The organism is Novosphingobium sp. NFX11, assembly GCF_057376415.1.
In genome coordinates this window covers 1,048,339-1,065,837 of record NZ_CP080384.1, presented here as the reverse complement: position 1 = coordinate 1,065,837, position 17,499 = coordinate 1,048,339, and the positions used below count along the sequence as shown (strand labels likewise).

Sequence of the window (17,499 nt, the reverse complement as noted above, 5' to 3'; positions counted from 1 at the left end):
ATCCGCTTTCATCAGCCGAATGGGAGGTTCTGGTCCTCTCGCTCAAGGTTGGCGCTGTTGCCATGTCGGCAGCACTCCCGGTCGCCTTCGCGTTCGCATGGGTTTTGGCGCGCTGGCGCTTTCCGGGGAAGGTACTGGTCGACGCGATGGTCCATCTGCCGCTGGTCCTGCCTCCGGTGGTGACCGGCTGGCTGCTCCTTCTTGCCTTCAGCCCGAACGCGCCCCTTGGTGGTCTCCTGGAACGCGCATTCGGGCTGACGTTCCTGTTTCGCTGGACCGGTGCGGCACTTGCGGCTGCTATCATGGCACTGCCGCTGATGGTTCGCGCGATGCGGCTCTCACTGGAAGGGGTCGATCGCCGCCTGGAAAATGCCGCGCGCACCCTTGGTGCCGGGTCATGGCGCACATTCGTGAACGTGACGCTGCCCCTCAGCCTGAACGGTGTGCTGGCAGCGCTGGTTCTCGGCTTCGCGCGATCGGTTGGTGAGTTCGGCGCCACAATCACCTTCGCATCGAATATTCCAGGTGAGACGCAGACCCTGCCCCTTGCGATCTATAGCGCATTGCAAGTGCCTGGCTCCGATCTACAGGTGGCACGCCTGGCCGGGCTGTCCGTAATGCTGTCGGTCGCTGCACTTGTGCTGTCAGAATGGCTTGCCCGCCGCAGCGGTCAGGAGAAGGGTCGCCATGTCATTTGACATTGCCCTTACCCTGTCACGCGGCGAACGGCCGTTGCGTTACACCTTTACCGCCGGAGCGGGACTTACCGCACTCTTTGGCCCTTCGGGCGCCGGCAAGACGAGCCTGCTCGATGCGGTCGCGGGCCTACTGCGCCCCACAGAGGGCCACATCGTCGTAGCCGAAAGATCCATGTTCGACAGTGCCGCGCACATAGACCTCAAACCCGAGACGCGCCGCTGCGGCTACGTGTTTCAGGACTTGCGCCTGTTTCCGCATCGCTCGGTCCGCCGCAATCTGGAGTTCGGCCGCAGGCAAGGGGCCACGCTTGATTGGGATCATACCATCGACCTCTTGGGAATTGCCGACTTGCTGGACCGTATGCCTGCGACCCTGTCCGGCGGCGAAGCCCAGCGGGTCGCGATCGGCCGCGCACTGCTTTCCGCGCCCGAGTTTCTTTTGATGGACGAGCCGCTGGCATCGGTCGACGGAGTGCGCCGCGAAGAAATCCTGCGACTCATCGAACGCATCCGCGACGAACTGCACCTGCCGATCCTCTACGTCAGCCACGACCGTGCCGAAGTCGAACGGCTGGCACAGACGATAGTACCGGTCTTGCCTCTCGTCGATTGACGCAAGGCAGCGGTGCGACCGGATCTCGCCACTTCGCCCGCGGGAGCCTGCCTGATCGGAGGGCCATGTGCGTCGCAGCCGCGACGACTGAGGGCTCAGCCCGCACCGATCAGTTCGCGGCCGATGAGCATGCGGCGGATTTCGTTCGTGCCAGCGCCGATGTCGAGCAACTTGGCATCGCGCAGGTAGCGTTCGACCGGCCAGTCCTTGGTATAGCCTGCGCCGCCCAGCGCCTGCACTGCCTCGCCCGAGACGCGGAAGGCGTTTTCACTGGCCAGCAGGATCGCCCCCGCCGCGTCGAAGCGCGTGGTCTGCCCGGCATCGCAGGCGCGCGCCACGGCATAGACATAGGCGCGCGCAGACTGCAGCGCGACGTACATGTCCGCGACCTTGGCCTGCATCAGCTGGAACGCGCCGATCGGCTTGCCGAACTGCCTTCGCTCGCGAAGGTAGGGAATGACGGTGTCGAGGCATGCCTGCATGATGCCAAGTTGAAGGCCCGCCAGCACCACCCGCTCATAGTCGAGCCCGCTCATCAGCACGCCGACGCCGCCGTGCAGCGGCCCCATGACGTTCTCTTCCGGCACCAGGCAGTCGTCGAACACGAGCTCGCACGTGGGCGAACCGCGCATGCCCATCTTGTCGATCTTCTGGCCGATCGAAAATCCGGGCATGCCCTTCTCGATCAGGAAGGCGGTGATGCCTTTCGATCCCTCGCCGGTCCTGGCGTAGACGACCAGGGTATCGGCATACGTGCCATTGGTGATCCAGAACTTGGTGCCGTTGAGGCGGAAGCCTTCTGCCACCGCATCGGCGCGCAGCTTCATGCCGACGACGTCGGACCCGGCGCCCACCTCGGACATCGCCAGGCTGCCGACATGCTCGCCGGAGATCAGCCCCGGCAGGTACTTCGCCTTCTGCTCATCGGTTCCCCAGCGGCGGATCTGGTTGACGCACAGGTTCGAGTGGGCGCCATAGGACAGGCCGACGGAGGCGGAGGCCCGGCTCACTTCCTCGACCGCGATGACGTGTTCGAGATAGCCCAGGCCGATGCCGCCCCACTCTTCCTCGACCGTCAGGCCATGGAGGCCGAGCGCGCCCATCTCGGGCCAGAGATCGCGCGGGAACCAGTCTTCGGCGTCCACTTTCGCGGCGATGGGGGCGATCCGCTCGTCGGCGAAGCGCGACACGCTTTCGCGGATCATCTGCGCGCTTTCGCCAAGGGCGAAATCGAAATCGGGGGTGGCGCGCATGGGTTCCTCTCCTCTGGCTGCCTGATCTTTGGCAACGCTCCTAGAGCAATATCGATGCAGCGCGAAGACGGAATATTACGAGCGGTCGCGCAATTATGTCTCCGCACCAATTCGCAGCGAGGCGATCGCCGCGAGCAGCAGAGTGCCCGCCGCGAAGGCCATCGTCCAGATCGGCTCGCCGGGGAAGAAGGCCTTCATGATCGAGCCCATCACCGTCGCGACCAGCAGTTGCGGCAGCACCACGAAGACGTTGAACAGGCCCATGTAGATGCCCAGCTTGGACTGCGGCAGGCTGCTCGCAAGAATGGCGTAAGGCATCGCGAGGATCGAGGCCCAGGCGATGCCGATGCCGATCTCGCACGCGATCAGGCCCTTGGGATCGCGGAGCAGCAGGAACCCGGCAAAGCCCAGCGCTCCCGCCACGAGGCACAGCGCATGCGTCCGCGCCTTGCCCAGCCGCGCCGAGAGCACCGGCAGCAGCGCCAGCGCGGCGATGGCCGCCACGCCGTTGTAGACCGAGAACAACACGCCGACCCAGTTGCCCGCCTCCTGATAGGCGGCACTGGCGGGGTCGGCCGATCCGAAGTGGTACTGCGCCACCACCGGCGTGGTGTTGATCCACATGATGAACAGCGCCGACCAGCTGAAGAACTGCACGAAAGCGAGCCGCTTCATCAGCGGCGGCATTCCCGCGAAGTCACCGACGATCCCTGCCAGCATCGAAGCACTGCGGCCCGAGCGCGCAAGGCCGATAGCGGCCATGATGGCGATGCCGTAGCCTGCGAGGAGCGCGGCGAGGAGATAGACTTCCTTCTCCAGAGCCCATGCCTTGACGAGCGCCGCAACGACAGCACCGGCGACGATCCACGGCAACCCGTTCCAGATCGGGCGCCCGGCGAGTGCAGCAGCACTGGCGCCCTCCGCCTCCTGCGCATCCCCAAACGCCGCTTGCTCCTCGGGCGAGTATTCCCGCGTCGTCAGCACCGTCCAGATTACGGCGCCCAGCAGGGCCAGTCCTCCGGCCCAGAAGCTGTAGCGCACCGTATCGGGAATTTCCCCGAGCGCCGCCGCGTTGGAGACGCCCAAGTGCTCCAGCGCATAAGGAAACAGCGACCCCACCACCGCGCCCGCGCCGATAAAGGCGGTCTGCACGGCATAGCCCGCCGTGTGCTGATCCTTGCGCAGCATATCGCCGACGAAAGCGCGGAAGGGCTCCATCGAGACGTTGAGGCTGGCGTCGAGCATCCGCAGCAGCAGCGCCGCCATCAGCAGTCCCGAAGATGACCCGGCGCTCTCGGGCATCGCCAGCAGCGCGATCGTCGCCAGAACGGCACCGGCGAGGAAATAGGGACGACGGCGACCGAGGCGGCCCAGCCATGTCCGGTCGGACATGTGGCCGACGATGGGCTGGACCAGCAGGCCCGTCAGCGGCGCCGCGACCCAGAGCGCGGGAAGATCGTCGATCCCCGAACCCAGCGACTGGAAGACGCGGCTCATGTTGGCGTTCTGCAGTGCGAAGCCGATCTGGATGCCGAAGAACCCGAAGCTGATGTTCCACAGCCCCGCCCAGCCCTGCCGGGGTTTCTCCGAAGCCATGTCCGTCATCGCGTCCCTTCCCTAAGCTCGCGGACTTGACGCCGCGCAGTCCGCCCGCCTTGCACGATGCGCCGGATGCGACAACATGCATACGAATGCCTAGCCGGTCACCATAACCTTCTGTCTCGTTTTCCGCGCCTTACCCGCGCGCACCTCCAGCCATCACCCCTATTCCGTCATTGCGAGCGTAGCGAAGCAATCCAGGGCAGTCTTGTGCCGCCCTGGATTGCTTCGCTACGCTCGCAACGACGGACGGTGGGTAGAGCGCCCAAGGAGTACTGTGCCAGCAACCGAAATACGGCCGCGAACGCTACCCCGCCGTGCTTCGCCGCACCACCAGACGCGCCGGCAGCGTGCGCGAGGGCGCCGCGCGGTCCGCGATCTGGTCGGCCAGCGTCTCGACCAGAATTTCTCCGGCGCGCCTGAGGTCCTGCATCATCGTGGTCAGGGGCGGGTTGGTCATGCTGGCGGCGGGAAGGTCGTCGAAGCCCATCACCGCCACGTCGCCGGGGATCGACAGGCCCGCCTCACCCAGCGCGCGCATGGCGCCGATGGCGATGAGGTCACTGGCCGCGAAGACGGCGTCGAAAATCACCCCTTCGCCAATCACCTCGCGCATCGCCGCGTGGCCCATGTCCTCAAGGTTCACCACGTCGCGTTGCAGGCGCGGGTCCACCGTCACCCCCGCCTCGCCGAGCGCCTCACACAGCCCCCGGTAACGATCGGCGAACTCGGGATAATGCTCGTCGGCCTGCCCGAGAAAGACGATGCGCCGACGGCCGAGGCCGAGCAGATGCTCCCCCGCCAGCCGCCCCGCACCAAGATTGTCGGAACCGACCGTCGCCCCGATATTGACCTCGTCCACGCTGCCCCAGCGCACGAAGTGCGTGCCCTGCCCGACCAGTTGGCGCAGACGGCTCTCGTAAAGCGTATAGTCCCCGTAGCCGAGCAGGATCAGGCCGTCGGCGCGGTGGCTGTCCTGATAGCGCACGTGCCAGTCGTCCTCCAGCTTCTGGAACGAGATCAGCAGGTCCAGCCCCCGGCTGGCGCACTCGCGCGTGATCGCGCCGAGCATGGCGAGGAAGAACGGGTTGATCTTGGAATCGTCGGGCGACTGTTCCTCGAAGAACAGCAGCGCGATCGTGTTCGAACGCTGCGACCGCAGCGACGAGGCGTTCTTGTCCACCGAGTAGTTCAACTCGCGCGCGATCGCCTCGATCCGCTCGCGCGTGGCGGCGCTGACCGACTTGCTCCCCGCAGCGCGCGGCTGACGGTGGGCTGCGAGACACCGGCGCGATAGGCGATGTCGAAGCTGGTCGGGCGATTGGTCGGCTTGCGTCCCATGGTCTCCTCCACCCGATGCTGCGCCGCAACAATGCCACGACACCGGATAGCTAACTTCACGTAATCACGTAGTTATGCGGGATTTGCAGCGTTGCATGGAAGACACGCCGCGTTTCCCTCCGGCATCTACGTATACGTATGCCATATTATGCGCAACGTAGGACCGCCTTAAGCAGAGGGGGTCGAATGGAGTCGCGGCAGAAATGCACGGGCTCATCAGGAGGAGATGCCGGGCGCCAGGTGTGCTGTCCCGGCCAGAACAGGGAGGACACTTCATGTCGCTTCGTAACGAGTTTTCGGCCGCGGGCACTTCGTCCCGCATGGCCATCGCCGCCGCCATGATCGCGGCTGCCCTTCCTGCCGCAGCGTGGGCGCAGGACGCCGCCCCGGCGGAGGACAACGCCAGCGCCGACACCATCGTCGTCACCGGCTACCGCGCATCGCTGCTCAACGCGATCAACCAGAAGCGCAACGCCGAGCAGATCGTCGAGAGCGTCTCGGCCGAGGACATCGGCAAGCTGCCCGACGCCTCGATCGCGGAATCGATCGCCCGCCTGCCGGGCCTGACCTCGCAGCGCGTCAACGGCCGCTCGAACTCGATCGCCATCCGCGGCTTCGCGCCGGACTTCTCGACCACGCTGCTGAACGGCCGCGAGCAGACCTCGACCGGCGACAACCGCGCCGTCGAGTACGACCAGTATCCGTCCGAAGTCGTCAGCGCCGTCAACGTCTACAAGACGCCGATGGCCAGCCTCGTCGGCCAGGGCCTTTCTGGCACCGTGGACATGCGCACGATCCGTCCGCTCGACACCGGCAAGCGCATCTTCTCGGTCGGCGCGCGCGGCTCCTATGCGGATCTCGGCAAGCTGAACGCCAAGTCGGACGACATGGGCTACCGCGCCAACGCGATGTACGTCGACCAGTTCGCCGACGACACCATCGGCATTGCCCTTGGCGCCAGCTACAACAACGAGCCCTACCAGATCAAAGAGTACAACGCCTGGGGCTATAGCGACCTCGCCAACGGCGACCGCGTGATCGGCGGCGCCAAGGCCATGGTCACCTCGACCAAGCTGAAGCGCATGGGCCTCAACGGCACCCTGCAATGGAAGCCTGCGCCGAACCTGACGACCACGCTCGACGCGTTCTACTCGAACTTCAAGGACGACCAGATCAAGCGCGGCGTCGAGATGCCGCTGCAGATGGGCGTCAGCGCCGACAATCCCGCCATGTCGCCGGTCCTCACCGCCACCACGGTCGAGAACGGCCTCGTCACCTCGGGTCAGTTCGCAAATGCCAAGCCCCTGGCCCGCAACGACCTGTTCCAGCGCCATGCCAAGCTCTACTCGTTCGGCTGGAACACCAAGTGGGAGGGCGACGATGGCTGGAACGCCTTCTTCGACGCCAGCTATTCGAAGACCGACCGCAGCGAACTGACCATCGAGACCACCGCCGGCACCGGCCGCAATCTCGTAGGCGCCAAGGACACCATCGGTTTCAATACCGGCACCAAGGGCTCGACCTTCTCGAACGTGATCGATTACGGCGACTACGACACGATCCTCCTCACCAGCCCCCAGGGCTGGGGCGGCACCCAGATCGCGCCGGATGGCACCGCGATCCGCAACGGCCAGGACGGTTACTACAACAACCGCCACATCAAGGACGAACTCTGGCAGTTCCGCACCGAGGTCGAGCACGAGTTCGAAAGCGGCCCGCTGCACTCGTTCCAGGTCGGCCTGAACTACACCAACCGCTCCAAGTCGCTGGTGCCGGAGGAATACTTCCTGGGTCTGGCCGCCAATACCGACGGCCTCACCAGCGTCGCCGTGCCTCAGGAATATCGGCTCGGCGCCACCGATCTGAGCATGTACGTCCTCGGCTCGGTGATCAGCTACGATCCCGCCGCGCTGGTGCGTGACGGCATCTACAACCGCGTCGCGAACCCTTACGGCGACGTCGTGGTCAAGAGCTACGCGATCCGCGAAAGGCTGATGACCGCCTACTTCCAGGGCAACATCGACAGCGAGGTCGGCTCGGCGCACCTGACCGGCAACTTCGGCGTGCAGGCGCAGTGGACAGACCAGAACTCGCTCGGCGCCACGGCCGTGAACCTGGGTACTGCGCCCAATGGTTCGCCGATCATCGGCGGACAGGAGCGCCGTGCCAGCACCGACTATCTCGACGTGCTGCCCAGCCTCAACCTCTCGCTGCGCTTCCCGAGCGACACGGTCATCCGCTTCGCCGCCGCGCGCGAGATCATCCGCCCGCGTCTCGACGACATGCGCGCCTCGCTCAGCTGGAGCTACACGATCGCGGACGGCGTGGCGCAGGCCACCGGTTCCTCGGGCAATCCGAACCTGCGTCCGTGGCGCGCCAATGCGCTCGACTTCACGATCGAGCAGTACTTCGGCGGCAAGGGCGTGATCGCGGCGCAGTTCTTCTGGAAGGACCTGAAGAGCTACATCTACAACACCGACCTCACCGTGCCCACCGACGGCCTTGCGCTGCAGGACCCGGGCCAGGGCATTCCGGTGTCGGATACCGCGCAGCTCAACGTTCCGATCAACGGCAAGGGCGGCACGCTCTACGGCGTCGAGATCGCCACCACCCTGCCCTTCGAAACCTTCCTCCCCGCGCTGGATGGCTTCGGGATCACCGGCTCGGTCGCCTATACCAAGAGCAAGATCCAGGCGACGCCGGACTCGCCCTCGGGTGACCTCCCGGGCTATTCGAAGTGGGTCGCCAACGGCACCGCCTACTTCGAGAAGTGGGGCTTCAACGCGCGCGGTTCGGTCCGTTACCGTTCGACATTCCTGGGTGAAGTCTCGGGCTTCGCGGCCAACCGCGTTCGTCGCCGCGCGGCTGCGGAAACGATCGTGGACGCGCAGATCGGCTACGACTTCCAGGCGGGTAGCGCGCTGGAGGGCCTGTCGCTCTACGTGCAGGGTCAGAACCTGACCAACGCGCCGTTCATCACGACCAACCCGGGCGATAGCCGCGAGGTAATCGACTACCAGACGTACGGCCGCCGTTTCTTGGCCGGTTTCACGTACAAGTTCTGAGCCTCTGTGAGGCTCGGGCTAAGTTCTGATCTGACACTTACCCCCCGGCGTCGGGATGGAACCCTCCTCCTGAACGGCGCCACACCGGCGGAACCGTCGAAGTTATCCCTCCCTTCGACGGTTCCGCCTACCCTTCCCCGACGGCCATCCGGAGATCGCCTGTGATGAACCGCCTGATACCTTCGCTCTCGGCCCTCGCGCTGGCCCTCTCCCATGGTGCCGCGTTCGCCGGGACGGTCGAGGACATGCGCGCCCGCACGCCCGAGCAGGAAGTGATCTATTTCGTCCTGCCCGACCGTTTCGAGAACGGTGACACCTCAAACGATACCGGCGGCCTCAGCGGCGGCAAGCTGCAGACCGGCTTCGACCCCACCGACAAGGCGTTCTACCACGGCGGCGACCTCAAGGGCCTGACCGCGCGGCTGGATTACATCCAGGGCCTCGGCGCCAGTGCGTTGTGGGTGGGGCCGATCTTCAAGAACAAGCCGGTGCAAGGCCCCAAGGGCAACGAGAGCGCGGGATACCACGGCTACTGGATCACCGATTTCACGGCTGTCGATCCGCACTTCGGCACCAACGAGGACTTCAAGGCGCTCGTCGAGGCCGCACATGCCCGCGGCATGAAGGTCTACATGGACATCATCGTCAACCACACGGCGGACGTGATCCAGTACAAGGAAGGGGTCTCGCAGGGGTATCCCTATCGTTCCAAGGCGGACTATCCCTTCTCCACCCGGGGCGGCGTGAAGGGTCCGGCGATCAACCCCGGTTTCCTCGGGGAAACGGTGCAAACGCCTGAGAACTGGGCGAAACTGACCGATCCCTCGTTCGCCTACACCCCCGTCGTGCCCAAGGCGGAGAAGGACGTGAAAGTCCCCGCCTGGCTCAACGATCCGATCTACTACCACAACCGCGGCAACACCGACTGGAAGGGCGAGAGCGCGCAGTACGGCGACTTCGTCGGCCTCGACGACCTGGCCACCGAGAACCCGCGCGTGGTCGATGGGATGATCGAGATTTACGGCAGCTGGATCGACCGTTTCGGCATCGACGGCTTCCGCATCGACACCGCCCGCCACGTCAACGCGGAGCTGTGGCAGAAGTTCGTGCCCGCCATGCTGGAGCGCGCGAAGGCAAAGGGAATCAACAACTTCCACATCTTCGGCGAAGTCGCGACGGGCGATTACGACCCTGCCCTGCTCGCCTCGTGGACGCGCAATGCGGGCCTGCCGGGCGTGCTCGACTTCGCGTTCATGCGGGCGGTCGACGATGCTGCCGGCGGCGCGAAGAACGGCGGCACCGAGACGCTGGCGCGGCTGTTCGACGACGATGCGCTCTATGCGGGCGGCAAGGCGGGGGCGCTGCAGCTGCCGACGTTCCTCGGCAACCACGATGCCGGGCGCCTGCCGATGTTTCTCAAGCTGGGTCAACCGCTTGCGAGCAATGACGAACTGCTCAAGCGCTCGATGCTGGCCCATGCCATGCTGCTGACGCTGCGCGGGGTTCCGACGATCTATTACGGCGACGAACAGGGCTTCGTCGGTCATGGCGGGGATCAGTGGTCGCGGCAGGATATGTTTGCTTCCAAGGACTTGCGCCTGACGGATGAACCGCTGCTGGGCACCGACCGCGCCCCGAATGCCGAACATTTCGACCCGGCGCACCCACTCTACAAGCTGATCTCGCAGCTGGCGACCTTGCGCCGCCAGACTCCGGCGCTGACGGGCGGGATGACCCGGGTTCGCGCCGCATCCGACAAGCCGGGGCTGTTCGCGGTCTCCCGCTTCGATCCGGCTACCGGAAGCGAGGTCGTGCTGGCCTTCAACACCTCCACCGAGGCGGTCCAAGGTAACCTCGCGGTGGAGCCGAAATCGGCGCAATTCCAGATGCTTGCGGGCTCCGCATGCCCCGTGAAGGCGACCGCGCCGGGAACGGTTTCGATCGCCCTGCCACCGCTCGGTTTCGCTGTCTGCGCGGCCCGCCCCTGAGCGGCACACGGGCGGCACACAACGACACTCAGACGTACCAGAGAGCGCCATGACGAACCCAGAAACCTCTTCCAAGGCGCCATGGTGGCGCGGCGCGGCGATCTACCAGATCTATCCGCGCAGCTTCGCCGATTCCAACGGCGACGGCATTGGCGACCTGCCCGGCATCACCGCCCGTCTCGACCACGTGGCGCGGCTCGGCGTCGAGGCGATCTGGATCTCGCCGTTCTACCAGTCGCCGATGGCGGACTTCGGCTACGACATTTCCGACTACTGCGCGGTCGATCCGATGTTCGGCACGCTGGAGGATTTCGACGCGCTGATCGCAAAGGCGAAGGCGCTTGGCCTCAAGGTCATCGTCGATCAGGTCTATGCCCATACCTCCGACCAGCACCCGTGGTTTGCCGAGAGCCGGTCCAGCCGCAGCAACGCGCGGTCGGACTGGTACGTCTGGGCCGATCCCAAGGTGGACGGTTCGCCGCCCAACAACTGGCAGTCGGTGTTCGGCGGCCCGGCGTGGCGCTGGGATGCGCGGCGCGGGCAGTATTACATGCACAACTTCCTGGCCGAGCAGCCGCAGCTCAATTGCCATAACCCGGAGGTGCAGGACGCGCTGCTGGCGGTGGCGAAGTTCTGGCTGGACCGGGGCGTCGCGGGCTTCCGCATCGATGCGCTCAACCACTCGATGCACGACCCGATGCTGCGCAACAATCCGCCCGCGCCTGATGATGGAAAAGTGCGGACGCGGCCCTACGATTTCCAGCTGCAGGTCTACAACCAGTCGCATCCCGACATCCTGAAGTTCATCGAGCGGCTGCAGGCGCTGATCTCCAGCTATCCCGATACCTATTCGCTGGCCGAAGTCGGCGGATCGCGGGCGATGGAGGAGAAGCGTACTTTCACCGAAGGGCCCGCGCGGCTCGACAGCGCCTACGGCTTCGACCTGCTCTATGCCGATGCGCTGCGTCCCGCGCACATCGCCGAGGTGCTGAAGTTCTGGCCCGACGAACCCGGCGCCGGATGGCCGAGCTGGGCCTTCGAGAACCACGACGCCCCGCGCGCCCTCTCCCGCTGGTGCGCGCCCGACCAGATCGACGCCTTCGCGCGGATGAAGATGCTGACGCTGCTCTCGATCCGGGGCAATCCGATCCTGTTCCAGGGCGAGGAACTCGGCCTGCTGCAGGACGAGATCCCGTTCGAAATGCTGCAGGACCCGGAGGCGATCGCCAACTGGCCGCTCACCCTCTCACGCGACGGCGTGCGCACGCCGCTGCCGTGGATGGCGCAAAGCGAACATGGCGGCTTCACGTCCTCCGCACCGTGGCTGCCGCTGAGCGAACAGAACCTGTCGCGCGCGGTCGATCGGCAGGAGGCGGACCCGGCTTCGCTGCTCAACCTGACACGGCATCTGCTGCAGCTTCGCGCCGCCGATCCGGCGCTGCGCCGGGGCTCCGGCGAAGTGCTGCTCGCCGACGAAACGCGCCTCGTGCTGCGCCGAGAACTGGACGGCCACCGCGTCCTGGTGGTCGTCAACATGAGCGATGCGCCTGCAGCATGGCCCGCAGCAATTCCGACCGGCGGCAAGGTTCTCGCCGCCGTCAATAATGCCGAACCCGGCACGCTCCCTGCTTGGGGCGCCTTGTGGATCATCGAAGGAGAAACGGCATGAAGCCGCTCGCCCTGCTGGCTACCGCCGGCATCGTCATCGCCGCGCCTGCGTTCGCACAGGAAACCAAGCCCGCTGTCACCGCGCAATCACCCGACGGCTCGATCGTGCTGACGGTCACGACCGACAACGACAGCCGCCCGATGTGGTCGCTCACCCGCAAGGGCAAGCTGCTGATCGCGCCGAGCAAGCTGGGCTTCATCCTCACCGATGGCCTCAACATGACGCGCGGCTTCGCCATCGAGAGCAGCGATACCGCCAAGGGCGACGACACCTGGGAACAGCCCTGGGGTGAGCGCCGCTTCGTCAAGGACACGTACAATCAGGTCACCGTCCGCTTCAAGCAGGGCAAGACCTACGGGACGCGGATGATGAACGTCACCTTCCGCCTCTTCGACAACGGCGTGGGCTTCCGCTACGAGATCCCCGAACAGCCCGGCCTCAAGACGATGAAGATCGCCGACGAGACGACCGAATTCGACATCGTCCCCAAGGGCACCGCATGGTGGATCCCCGGCGGCGAGTGGAACCGCTATGAGCAGGTCTACCAAAAGACCCCGATCGATGCCGTCTCCACCGCACACACGCCGATCACCATGAAGCTGGAGGACGGCACCCACCTGTCGTTCCACGAAGCGGCGTTGGTCGATTATGCCGGTTACTGGTTCAAGCGCGCGACCGGGCAGACCTTCCGCACGACGCTCTCGCCCTCCTCGCGAGGCCCTCGCGTCGTGCGCGACCTGCCCTTCGCGACGCCGTGGCGCACGGTGCGCATCGCGGATGACGCCGAAGGTCTGGTCGACAACGATCTGGAGCTGAACCTCAACGAGCCCAACAAGCTGGGCGATGTCAGCTGGGTGAAGCCGGGCCGCTACATCGGCATCTGGTGGGGCATGATCCGCAACGACTGGACCTGGGCGGAAGGCCCGAAGCACGGCGCCACCACCGAGCGGACCAAGCAGTACATCGACTATGCCGCGAAGCACAAGTTCCGCGGCGTGCTGGTCGAGGGCTGGAACAAGGGCTGGAACGGCGACTGGTTCGGCCACGGCGACGAATTCAGCTTCACCGAGGCGACGCCCGATTTCGACATCGAAGCGGTGACGAAGTACGCCGCGAAGAAGGGCGTCAAGCTGATCGGTCACCACGAGACCGGCGGCAACATCGCCAATTACGAAGCGAACATGGACGCCGGTTTCGCACTCTACCAGAAGCTGGGCGTGGATACGGTGAAGACCGGCTACGTCGCCGACCACGGCGGCGTGATCGCCAATACCGACTATCCCGGCGGCCCGGTCGGCCCGATCCGCATGGAGTGGCACGACGGCCAGCGGCAGGTGGAGCACCACCTCGCCGTCGTCGAGGATGCTGCCAAGCACCACATCGCCATCGACGCGCATGAACCGGTCAAGGACACCGGCCTGCGCCGCACATACCCCAACTGGGTCTCGCGCGAAGGGGCGCGCGGCATGGAGTACAACGCCTGGGGCAAGTTCGCCAACGGCCCGGACCATGAGCCCACGCTGGTCTATACCCGCATGCTGTCCGGCCCGATGGACTTCACGCCCGGCGTGCTGAGCCTCGAAGGCGCGAACGGCCCCCTCGCCTCGACGCTGGCGAAGCAGCTGGGGCTGTACCTCGCGATTTACTCGCCGATCCAGATGGCGGCGGACTTCATCGAGCAGCTCGACAAGTACCCGCGCGAGATGAACTTCATCGAGAGCGTGCCGACCGACTGGTCGGAGAGCCACCTGATCGCGGGCGAAGTGGGCGACTATGCGATCTTCGCAAGGAAGGACCGCGCTTCGCCGCGCTGGTTCGTCGGCGGCGTGAACGATGCGACGGCCCGCACGGTGACGCTGAAGTTCGACTTCCTCGATGCGGGCAAGAGCTACAAGGCCAGCGTCTGGAAAGACGGCGAAGGCGCGACGTACGAGACCGAGGCGCGCCACAACATCGCCTACGACACGCGGACGGTGAAGAAGGGCGATACGATGGACGTGTGGCTGGCGCCCGGCGGCGGCACCGCGATCCGGCTGGAGCCGAAGTAAGCCACTTGCGGTCCCGAACCTCGGTTCGGGACCTCCGGCCATATCTCCGTCATTGCGAGCGCAGCGAAGCAATCCAGGGCAGCATTACGCCGCCCTGGATTGCTTCGCTGCGCTCGCAATGACGAAGGGATTGTCATCGTGCTCTATAGCTTGCTTTCAGGCTGACCTTGTCGAAGCCCCCGCGTTTTACTCAGCTACAAAGCGACTTCGCGGTGCTCGTCCCAGGCGTTACGCCAGTGCCGGTGCTGGTGCCGAGGCTACGATCGTCGCGGATGATGTAGGCGGCCTCGCGGCGGAAGTTCGGCTGGCCGACGAACCAGGTGCCGAACAATGGCTGGTAGGTGTAGTTCACCTCGACGTACATAACTGCGGAACCAGCGACGGCAGCGATGGTCGGATTGCCCATGCCCGCGATCGTCGATCCGGTCAGGCCCTTGCCTGCGGCTCCATATTGCGAGCTGACCTTGAGATTGCCCCGGCAGCGCTGCCAGTGGATGAACTGCCGCCCGGTCGCAGTATCGCGCTCGAGGCTCGACAGGATGATCCGTCCGTTCGCCTCGAAATTAAAGTACGAGCCCTGCACCAAAGCGCCCGACATGACGGAATCGATCATCGTCTCGGTGACGGTCGGCGTCACCGCGCTGTTGTCGGTCTGGCCGAGGCGAGAGGCGTTGTCGGCCACCGAGCTGGCGATCTGCGCGATCTGCATGTTGATCATCGCCATCCATGCCAGTTCGGTCCCGTAGAACCCCATGGTAACGATGATCGGCAGGATCAGTGCGAACTCCATGAAGGACACGCCGCGCTCGTCCCGGCGGAGGCGGCCGCCAAGGCGCCGTGCAAGATGCCCGATCACGAGCATGTCCCCGCGTCCGAGCCGTACTTTTCCTGAAGCTCGTACGGCTGGTTCTTGCGCACCGTGCTTGCGGTCAGGGTACGCTGCGAGGTCGAGTTGGGAACGAACGGCACGATGAACACCGGGGTATAGGTCACCGTCGCCGTGTAGAGCACGACGTCGTTGCCGCCGCCGTTGTCGCTGGTGCCGACGTCCGCATCCCACTTTCCGTTCCGGTTCTCGTCGGTGTAGGTTTCGCCATTGTCGCACTTGCCGTTGGCGTTCTTGTCGTTCCACGTCTCGGCGCGCTTGAGGTCGGCGAAATCGTAATAGCTGGAACGCTTGAAAGTGACCGTCGCGCCCGGCGCCACGCGCTGGACCATGGCGGTGACATAGTTGTCGGCCTTGGTGGTGTCGGCGATTTCCAGCCCGTCCTGGCGCGAGGCCTCCTCGACCGCGCCGTGGAGGATCGCGGTGAGATAGGCCCTGTGCGCCATGTCGTAGATGCCGATCAGCAGCAACAGGAGCACCGGCGCGGCGACGGCGAACTCGATCACCGCCGAGCCGCGCTCGCCCGCCCGGAGGCGACGGAGCAGCGCCGCCGCCGTCATTGCACGACCCTCAGTTCGCCGACCTGCTTGGCGATCTCCTGGAACGCGGTGTTGAGATCGGCTGCACTGTTCGCGGTGAACGAACTGTCGTCGGACGCACAAGTCGTGAGGTCGGTGCTGAGCGTGGACGTGAACGCCACCACCCATACGCGGATGCCCTTGGCCTTGATCGCCTCGCATGTCGCGAGGAAACGCTGGGTATGGCGCTTCTCGTCGTCGGTGGAGCCGTCGCTGGTGACGCGGCGGTCCCAGTATTCCATGCCCCAGGCCTGTGCGATGGTGTAGTTCGGCTCCATCTCGCCGTCGGTCATGAAGATCAGGTGGCGCGAGACCTTGCCGCCGTTGCTGGGCTCATCGCTGTTCAGCGTGGACCACATGCCCTGCTGCGACATCAGGCGGCCGCCCCAGATCATGCCGATGTCGAGATACGTGCCGCCGACGGCCTGAAGCGAGATCCGCGACCGTGTTGAACTCGCTCTGCGACATCCTCGCCAGCAGCCGGGACTCGACGGGGCAATAGTCCCCTGCGCTGCCGCCGTTGTGGGTCGATGCCGTGGTGTAGTAGCTGTAGTCGTTCCAGCGGCGGTAGGAAACCTCCGGCCAGAGCGGGCGCCACTTCGTCTTGTCGTCGGAGGTCGGTGCGGTATCGAGGTCGAGGTCCAGCGCCGCCTTGGGCGTGATGCCGGCGGTCGCGGAATACTTGAAGGTGGACTGGGCGACGGTGTCGCGCTCCTGGATGCAGCCGTCCCAGCTGGAGGACACGTTGCCGCCGGTGCTGCCGGTGGGTGTGTTGACCGTCGCGAAGGTCTTGAACTTGCTCGTATCGTAGGCGATCTGGCGATAGTTCAATTCATAGGCAGCGTCGGCCGTGCGCGAATAGATATAGTAGCTCCCGCCCGAGACATCGCATTTATACTGCGTACTGCGCTGGTACTTCTGGCTTTTTGACGTGACATCGCCATCCACCGTCGCCGCAGGAACATCGCCCCCGCAGGAACTGGAACTGTAGCTCTTGCTCGAGTATTTGCTCCAGCTGCCGTAAGTGACGCTGCCGGTCGGTTCGTAAGCGCGAGACTGGTAGGAATAGCTGTCGACGATGTAGTTGCTGCTGATCGCGGTCAGCAACTTGCCGACGTTCACGGTCGAGCTGAACGGTACGAAGCCATAGCGCACGCGCGCGTTGCTGTTGGCGGTGGCGTTGTAGATCGTCGTGTAGAAGTTCTTCATCGCCGCGCGCAGCGCCTGGATGCGCGTCTGCGAGCCCGACAGCGTGTAGTCCATCGAACCGGTCGTATCGAGCACCATCATGATGTCGGAGTTGCCCACGCCCATCGAACTGCCGCAGGTCACGCTGATATTGAAGGCGTCCTTGCCGAAGATGCGCATCAGCAGGGTGTCGAGCACCGTCGTCGCGGTGCCGGTGATGGTCTGCCCGTTATCCGTCGAAGTCGCGTCGAACGCCGTGGACCTCGTGCCCTGCTGCGCGTCGCTGAAGTTCGTGTTGAAATAGTCGGTCGCGACTTTCTTCGATGCGGCGTCGAAACCCGCCGTCGTCACCGTACGCCGCCCCGCCAGCACCGCCGCGTCGCAAGCCGACTGGATCTGTTCACGCACGAGATAATCGCGGCTCAGGTCCACCGCCGAGCCCACCACCACGGCCGCCACGAGCATGCCGATCGCAGCGATCGGTAGGATGTTGCCAGCGGAATCGCGCAGAACGCTGCGAACGACCTTGGCGGGATAGTGACATGCTTGACGCATCGTAAACCAGGCTCGCTC

Annotated in this window: 12 protein-coding genes and 1 pseudogene; 6 read left to right on the top strand and 7 right to left on the bottom strand. The window is 65.1% G+C overall.

Features of this window, described 5'->3' with window-relative positions; all coding sequences use genetic code 11:
* Positions 1-62 precede the first annotated feature (62 nt).
* Together modB and KZO24_RS05425 are read left to right on the top strand one after the other, a co-directional pair.
* Entirely contained in the window at positions 63-698 is a 636-nt protein-coding gene (modB, locus tag KZO24_RS05430; RefSeq protein ID WP_486487142.1) for a molybdate ABC transporter permease subunit, read from the top strand.
* On the top strand, positions 688-1,311 hold the full coding sequence (locus KZO24_RS05425; protein WP_271180985.1) for an ATP-binding cassette domain-containing protein: 624 nt from the start codon (positions 688-690) through the stop codon (positions 1,309-1,311). The genes modB and KZO24_RS05425 overlap by 11 nt, the downstream gene beginning before the upstream one ends.
* A gap of 95 nt (positions 1,312-1,406) precedes the next feature.
* Here KZO24_RS05425 and KZO24_RS05420 read toward each other — a convergent pair whose 3' ends face one another.
* From KZO24_RS05420 to KZO24_RS05410, 3 genes and pseudogenes are all read right to left on the bottom strand, one after another.
* Positions 1,407-2,564 (bottom strand): isovaleryl-CoA dehydrogenase, encoded by a 1,158-nt coding sequence (locus KZO24_RS05420; RefSeq protein WP_271180986.1) that lies wholly within the window; start codon positions 2,562-2,564, stop codon positions 1,407-1,409.
* 93 nt (positions 2,565-2,657) lie between these two features.
* Positions 2,658-4,169 carry an MFS transporter gene (locus tag KZO24_RS05415; RefSeq protein ID WP_486486957.1) on the bottom strand — a complete coding sequence of 504 codons (1,512 nt, stop codon included), beginning with the start codon at positions 4,167-4,169 and terminating at the stop codon, positions 2,658-2,660.
* A gap of 301 nt (positions 4,170-4,470) precedes the next feature.
* Positions 4,471-5,504: pseudogene (locus KZO24_RS05410) on the bottom strand (LacI family DNA-binding transcriptional regulator).
* A 275-nt stretch (positions 5,505-5,779) separates the two neighbouring features.
* Here KZO24_RS05410 and KZO24_RS05405 point away from each other — a divergent pair.
* From KZO24_RS05405 to KZO24_RS05390, 4 genes are all read left to right on the top strand, one after another.
* Positions 5,780-8,569, top strand: coding sequence for a TonB-dependent receptor (locus tag KZO24_RS05405; protein ID WP_486486956.1), 2,790 nt, complete (start codon positions 5,780-5,782; stop codon positions 8,567-8,569).
* Positions 8,570-8,733: 164 nt separating this feature from the next.
* Positions 8,734-10,557, top strand: a complete 1,824-nt coding sequence (locus KZO24_RS05400; protein WP_271180989.1) for an alpha-amylase family glycosyl hydrolase — start codon at positions 8,734-8,736, stop codon at positions 10,555-10,557.
* A gap of 49 nt (positions 10,558-10,606) precedes the next feature.
* The gene (locus tag KZO24_RS05395; RefSeq protein WP_486486955.1) at positions 10,607-12,226 is read left to right on the top strand and encodes an alpha-amylase family glycosyl hydrolase; all 1,620 of its coding nucleotides are present in this window, start codon (positions 10,607-10,609) and stop codon (positions 12,224-12,226) included.
* Positions 12,223-14,274 (top strand): glycoside hydrolase family 97 protein, encoded by a 2,052-nt coding sequence (locus KZO24_RS05390; protein ID WP_271180991.1) that lies wholly within the window; start codon positions 12,223-12,225, stop codon positions 14,272-14,274. The genes KZO24_RS05395 and KZO24_RS05390 overlap by 4 nt, the downstream gene beginning before the upstream one ends.
* 190 nt (positions 14,275-14,464) lie before the next feature.
* On the opposite strand, the gene KZO24_RS05385 is transcribed toward KZO24_RS05390, so the two are convergent.
* From KZO24_RS05385 to KZO24_RS05370, 4 genes are read right to left on the bottom strand one after another with little or no spacing between them, the layout of a single operon-like run.
* Positions 14,465-15,136 carry a TadE/TadG family type IV pilus assembly protein gene (locus KZO24_RS05385; RefSeq protein ID WP_285021336.1) on the bottom strand — a complete coding sequence of 224 codons (672 nt, stop codon included), beginning with the start codon at positions 15,134-15,136 and terminating at the stop codon, positions 14,465-14,467.
* A complete protein-coding gene (locus tag KZO24_RS05380) occupies positions 15,127-15,720 on the bottom strand; it encodes a TadE/TadG family type IV pilus assembly protein (protein WP_271180993.1) in 594 nt (197 codons plus the stop codon). Before KZO24_RS05380 ends, KZO24_RS05385 begins: the two co-directional genes overlap by 10 nt.
* On the bottom strand, positions 15,717-16,112 hold the full coding sequence (locus tag KZO24_RS05375) for a hypothetical protein (RefSeq protein ID WP_486486954.1): 396 nt from the start codon (positions 16,110-16,112) through the stop codon (positions 15,717-15,719). Before KZO24_RS05375 ends, KZO24_RS05380 begins: the two co-directional genes overlap by 4 nt.
* Positions 16,072-17,481: a pilus assembly protein TadG-related protein gene (locus KZO24_RS05370; RefSeq protein ID WP_486486953.1), complete on the bottom strand. Its 1,410-nt coding sequence runs from the start codon at positions 17,479-17,481 to the stop codon at positions 16,072-16,074. Before KZO24_RS05370 ends, KZO24_RS05375 begins: the two co-directional genes overlap by 41 nt.
* Positions 17,482-17,499 lie beyond the last annotated feature (18 nt).

Excerpts from the sequence above, each read along its gene's own strand:
- modB (WP_486487142.1), top strand. The coding sequence starts at position 63 with ATGTCGGCAGCACTCCCGGTCGCCTTCGCGTTCGCATGGGTTTTGGCG.
- KZO24_RS05425 (WP_271180985.1), top strand. The coding sequence starts at position 688 with ATGTCATTTGACATTGCCCTTACCCTGTCACGCGGCGAACGGCCGTTG.
- KZO24_RS05420 (WP_271180986.1), bottom strand. The coding sequence starts at position 2,564 with ATGCGCGCCACCCCCGATTTCGATTTCGCCCTTGGCGAAAGCGCGCAG.
- KZO24_RS05415 (WP_486486957.1), bottom strand. The coding sequence starts at position 4,169 with ATGACGGACATGGCTTCGGAGAAACCCCGGCAGGGCTGGGCGGGGCTG.
- KZO24_RS05405 (WP_486486956.1), top strand. The coding sequence starts at position 5,780 with ATGTCGCTTCGTAACGAGTTTTCGGCCGCGGGCACTTCGTCCCGCATG.
- KZO24_RS05400 (WP_271180989.1), top strand. The coding sequence starts at position 8,734 with ATGAACCGCCTGATACCTTCGCTCTCGGCCCTCGCGCTGGCCCTCTCC.
- KZO24_RS05395 (WP_486486955.1), top strand. The coding sequence starts at position 10,607 with ATGACGAACCCAGAAACCTCTTCCAAGGCGCCATGGTGGCGCGGCGCG.
- KZO24_RS05390 (WP_271180991.1), top strand. The coding sequence starts at position 12,223 with ATGAAGCCGCTCGCCCTGCTGGCTACCGCCGGCATCGTCATCGCCGCG.
- KZO24_RS05385 (WP_285021336.1), bottom strand. The coding sequence starts at position 15,136 with ATGCTCGTGATCGGGCATCTTGCACGGCGCCTTGGCGGCCGCCTCCGC.
- KZO24_RS05380 (WP_271180993.1), bottom strand. The coding sequence starts at position 15,720 with ATGACGGCGGCGGCGCTGCTCCGTCGCCTCCGGGCGGGCGAGCGCGGC.
- KZO24_RS05375 (WP_486486954.1), bottom strand. The coding sequence starts at position 16,112 with ATGTCGCAGCAGGGCATGTGGTCCACGCTGAACAGCGATGAGCCCAGC.
- KZO24_RS05370 (WP_486486953.1), bottom strand. The coding sequence starts at position 17,481 with ATGCGTCAAGCATGTCACTATCCCGCCAAGGTCGTTCGCAGCGTTCTG.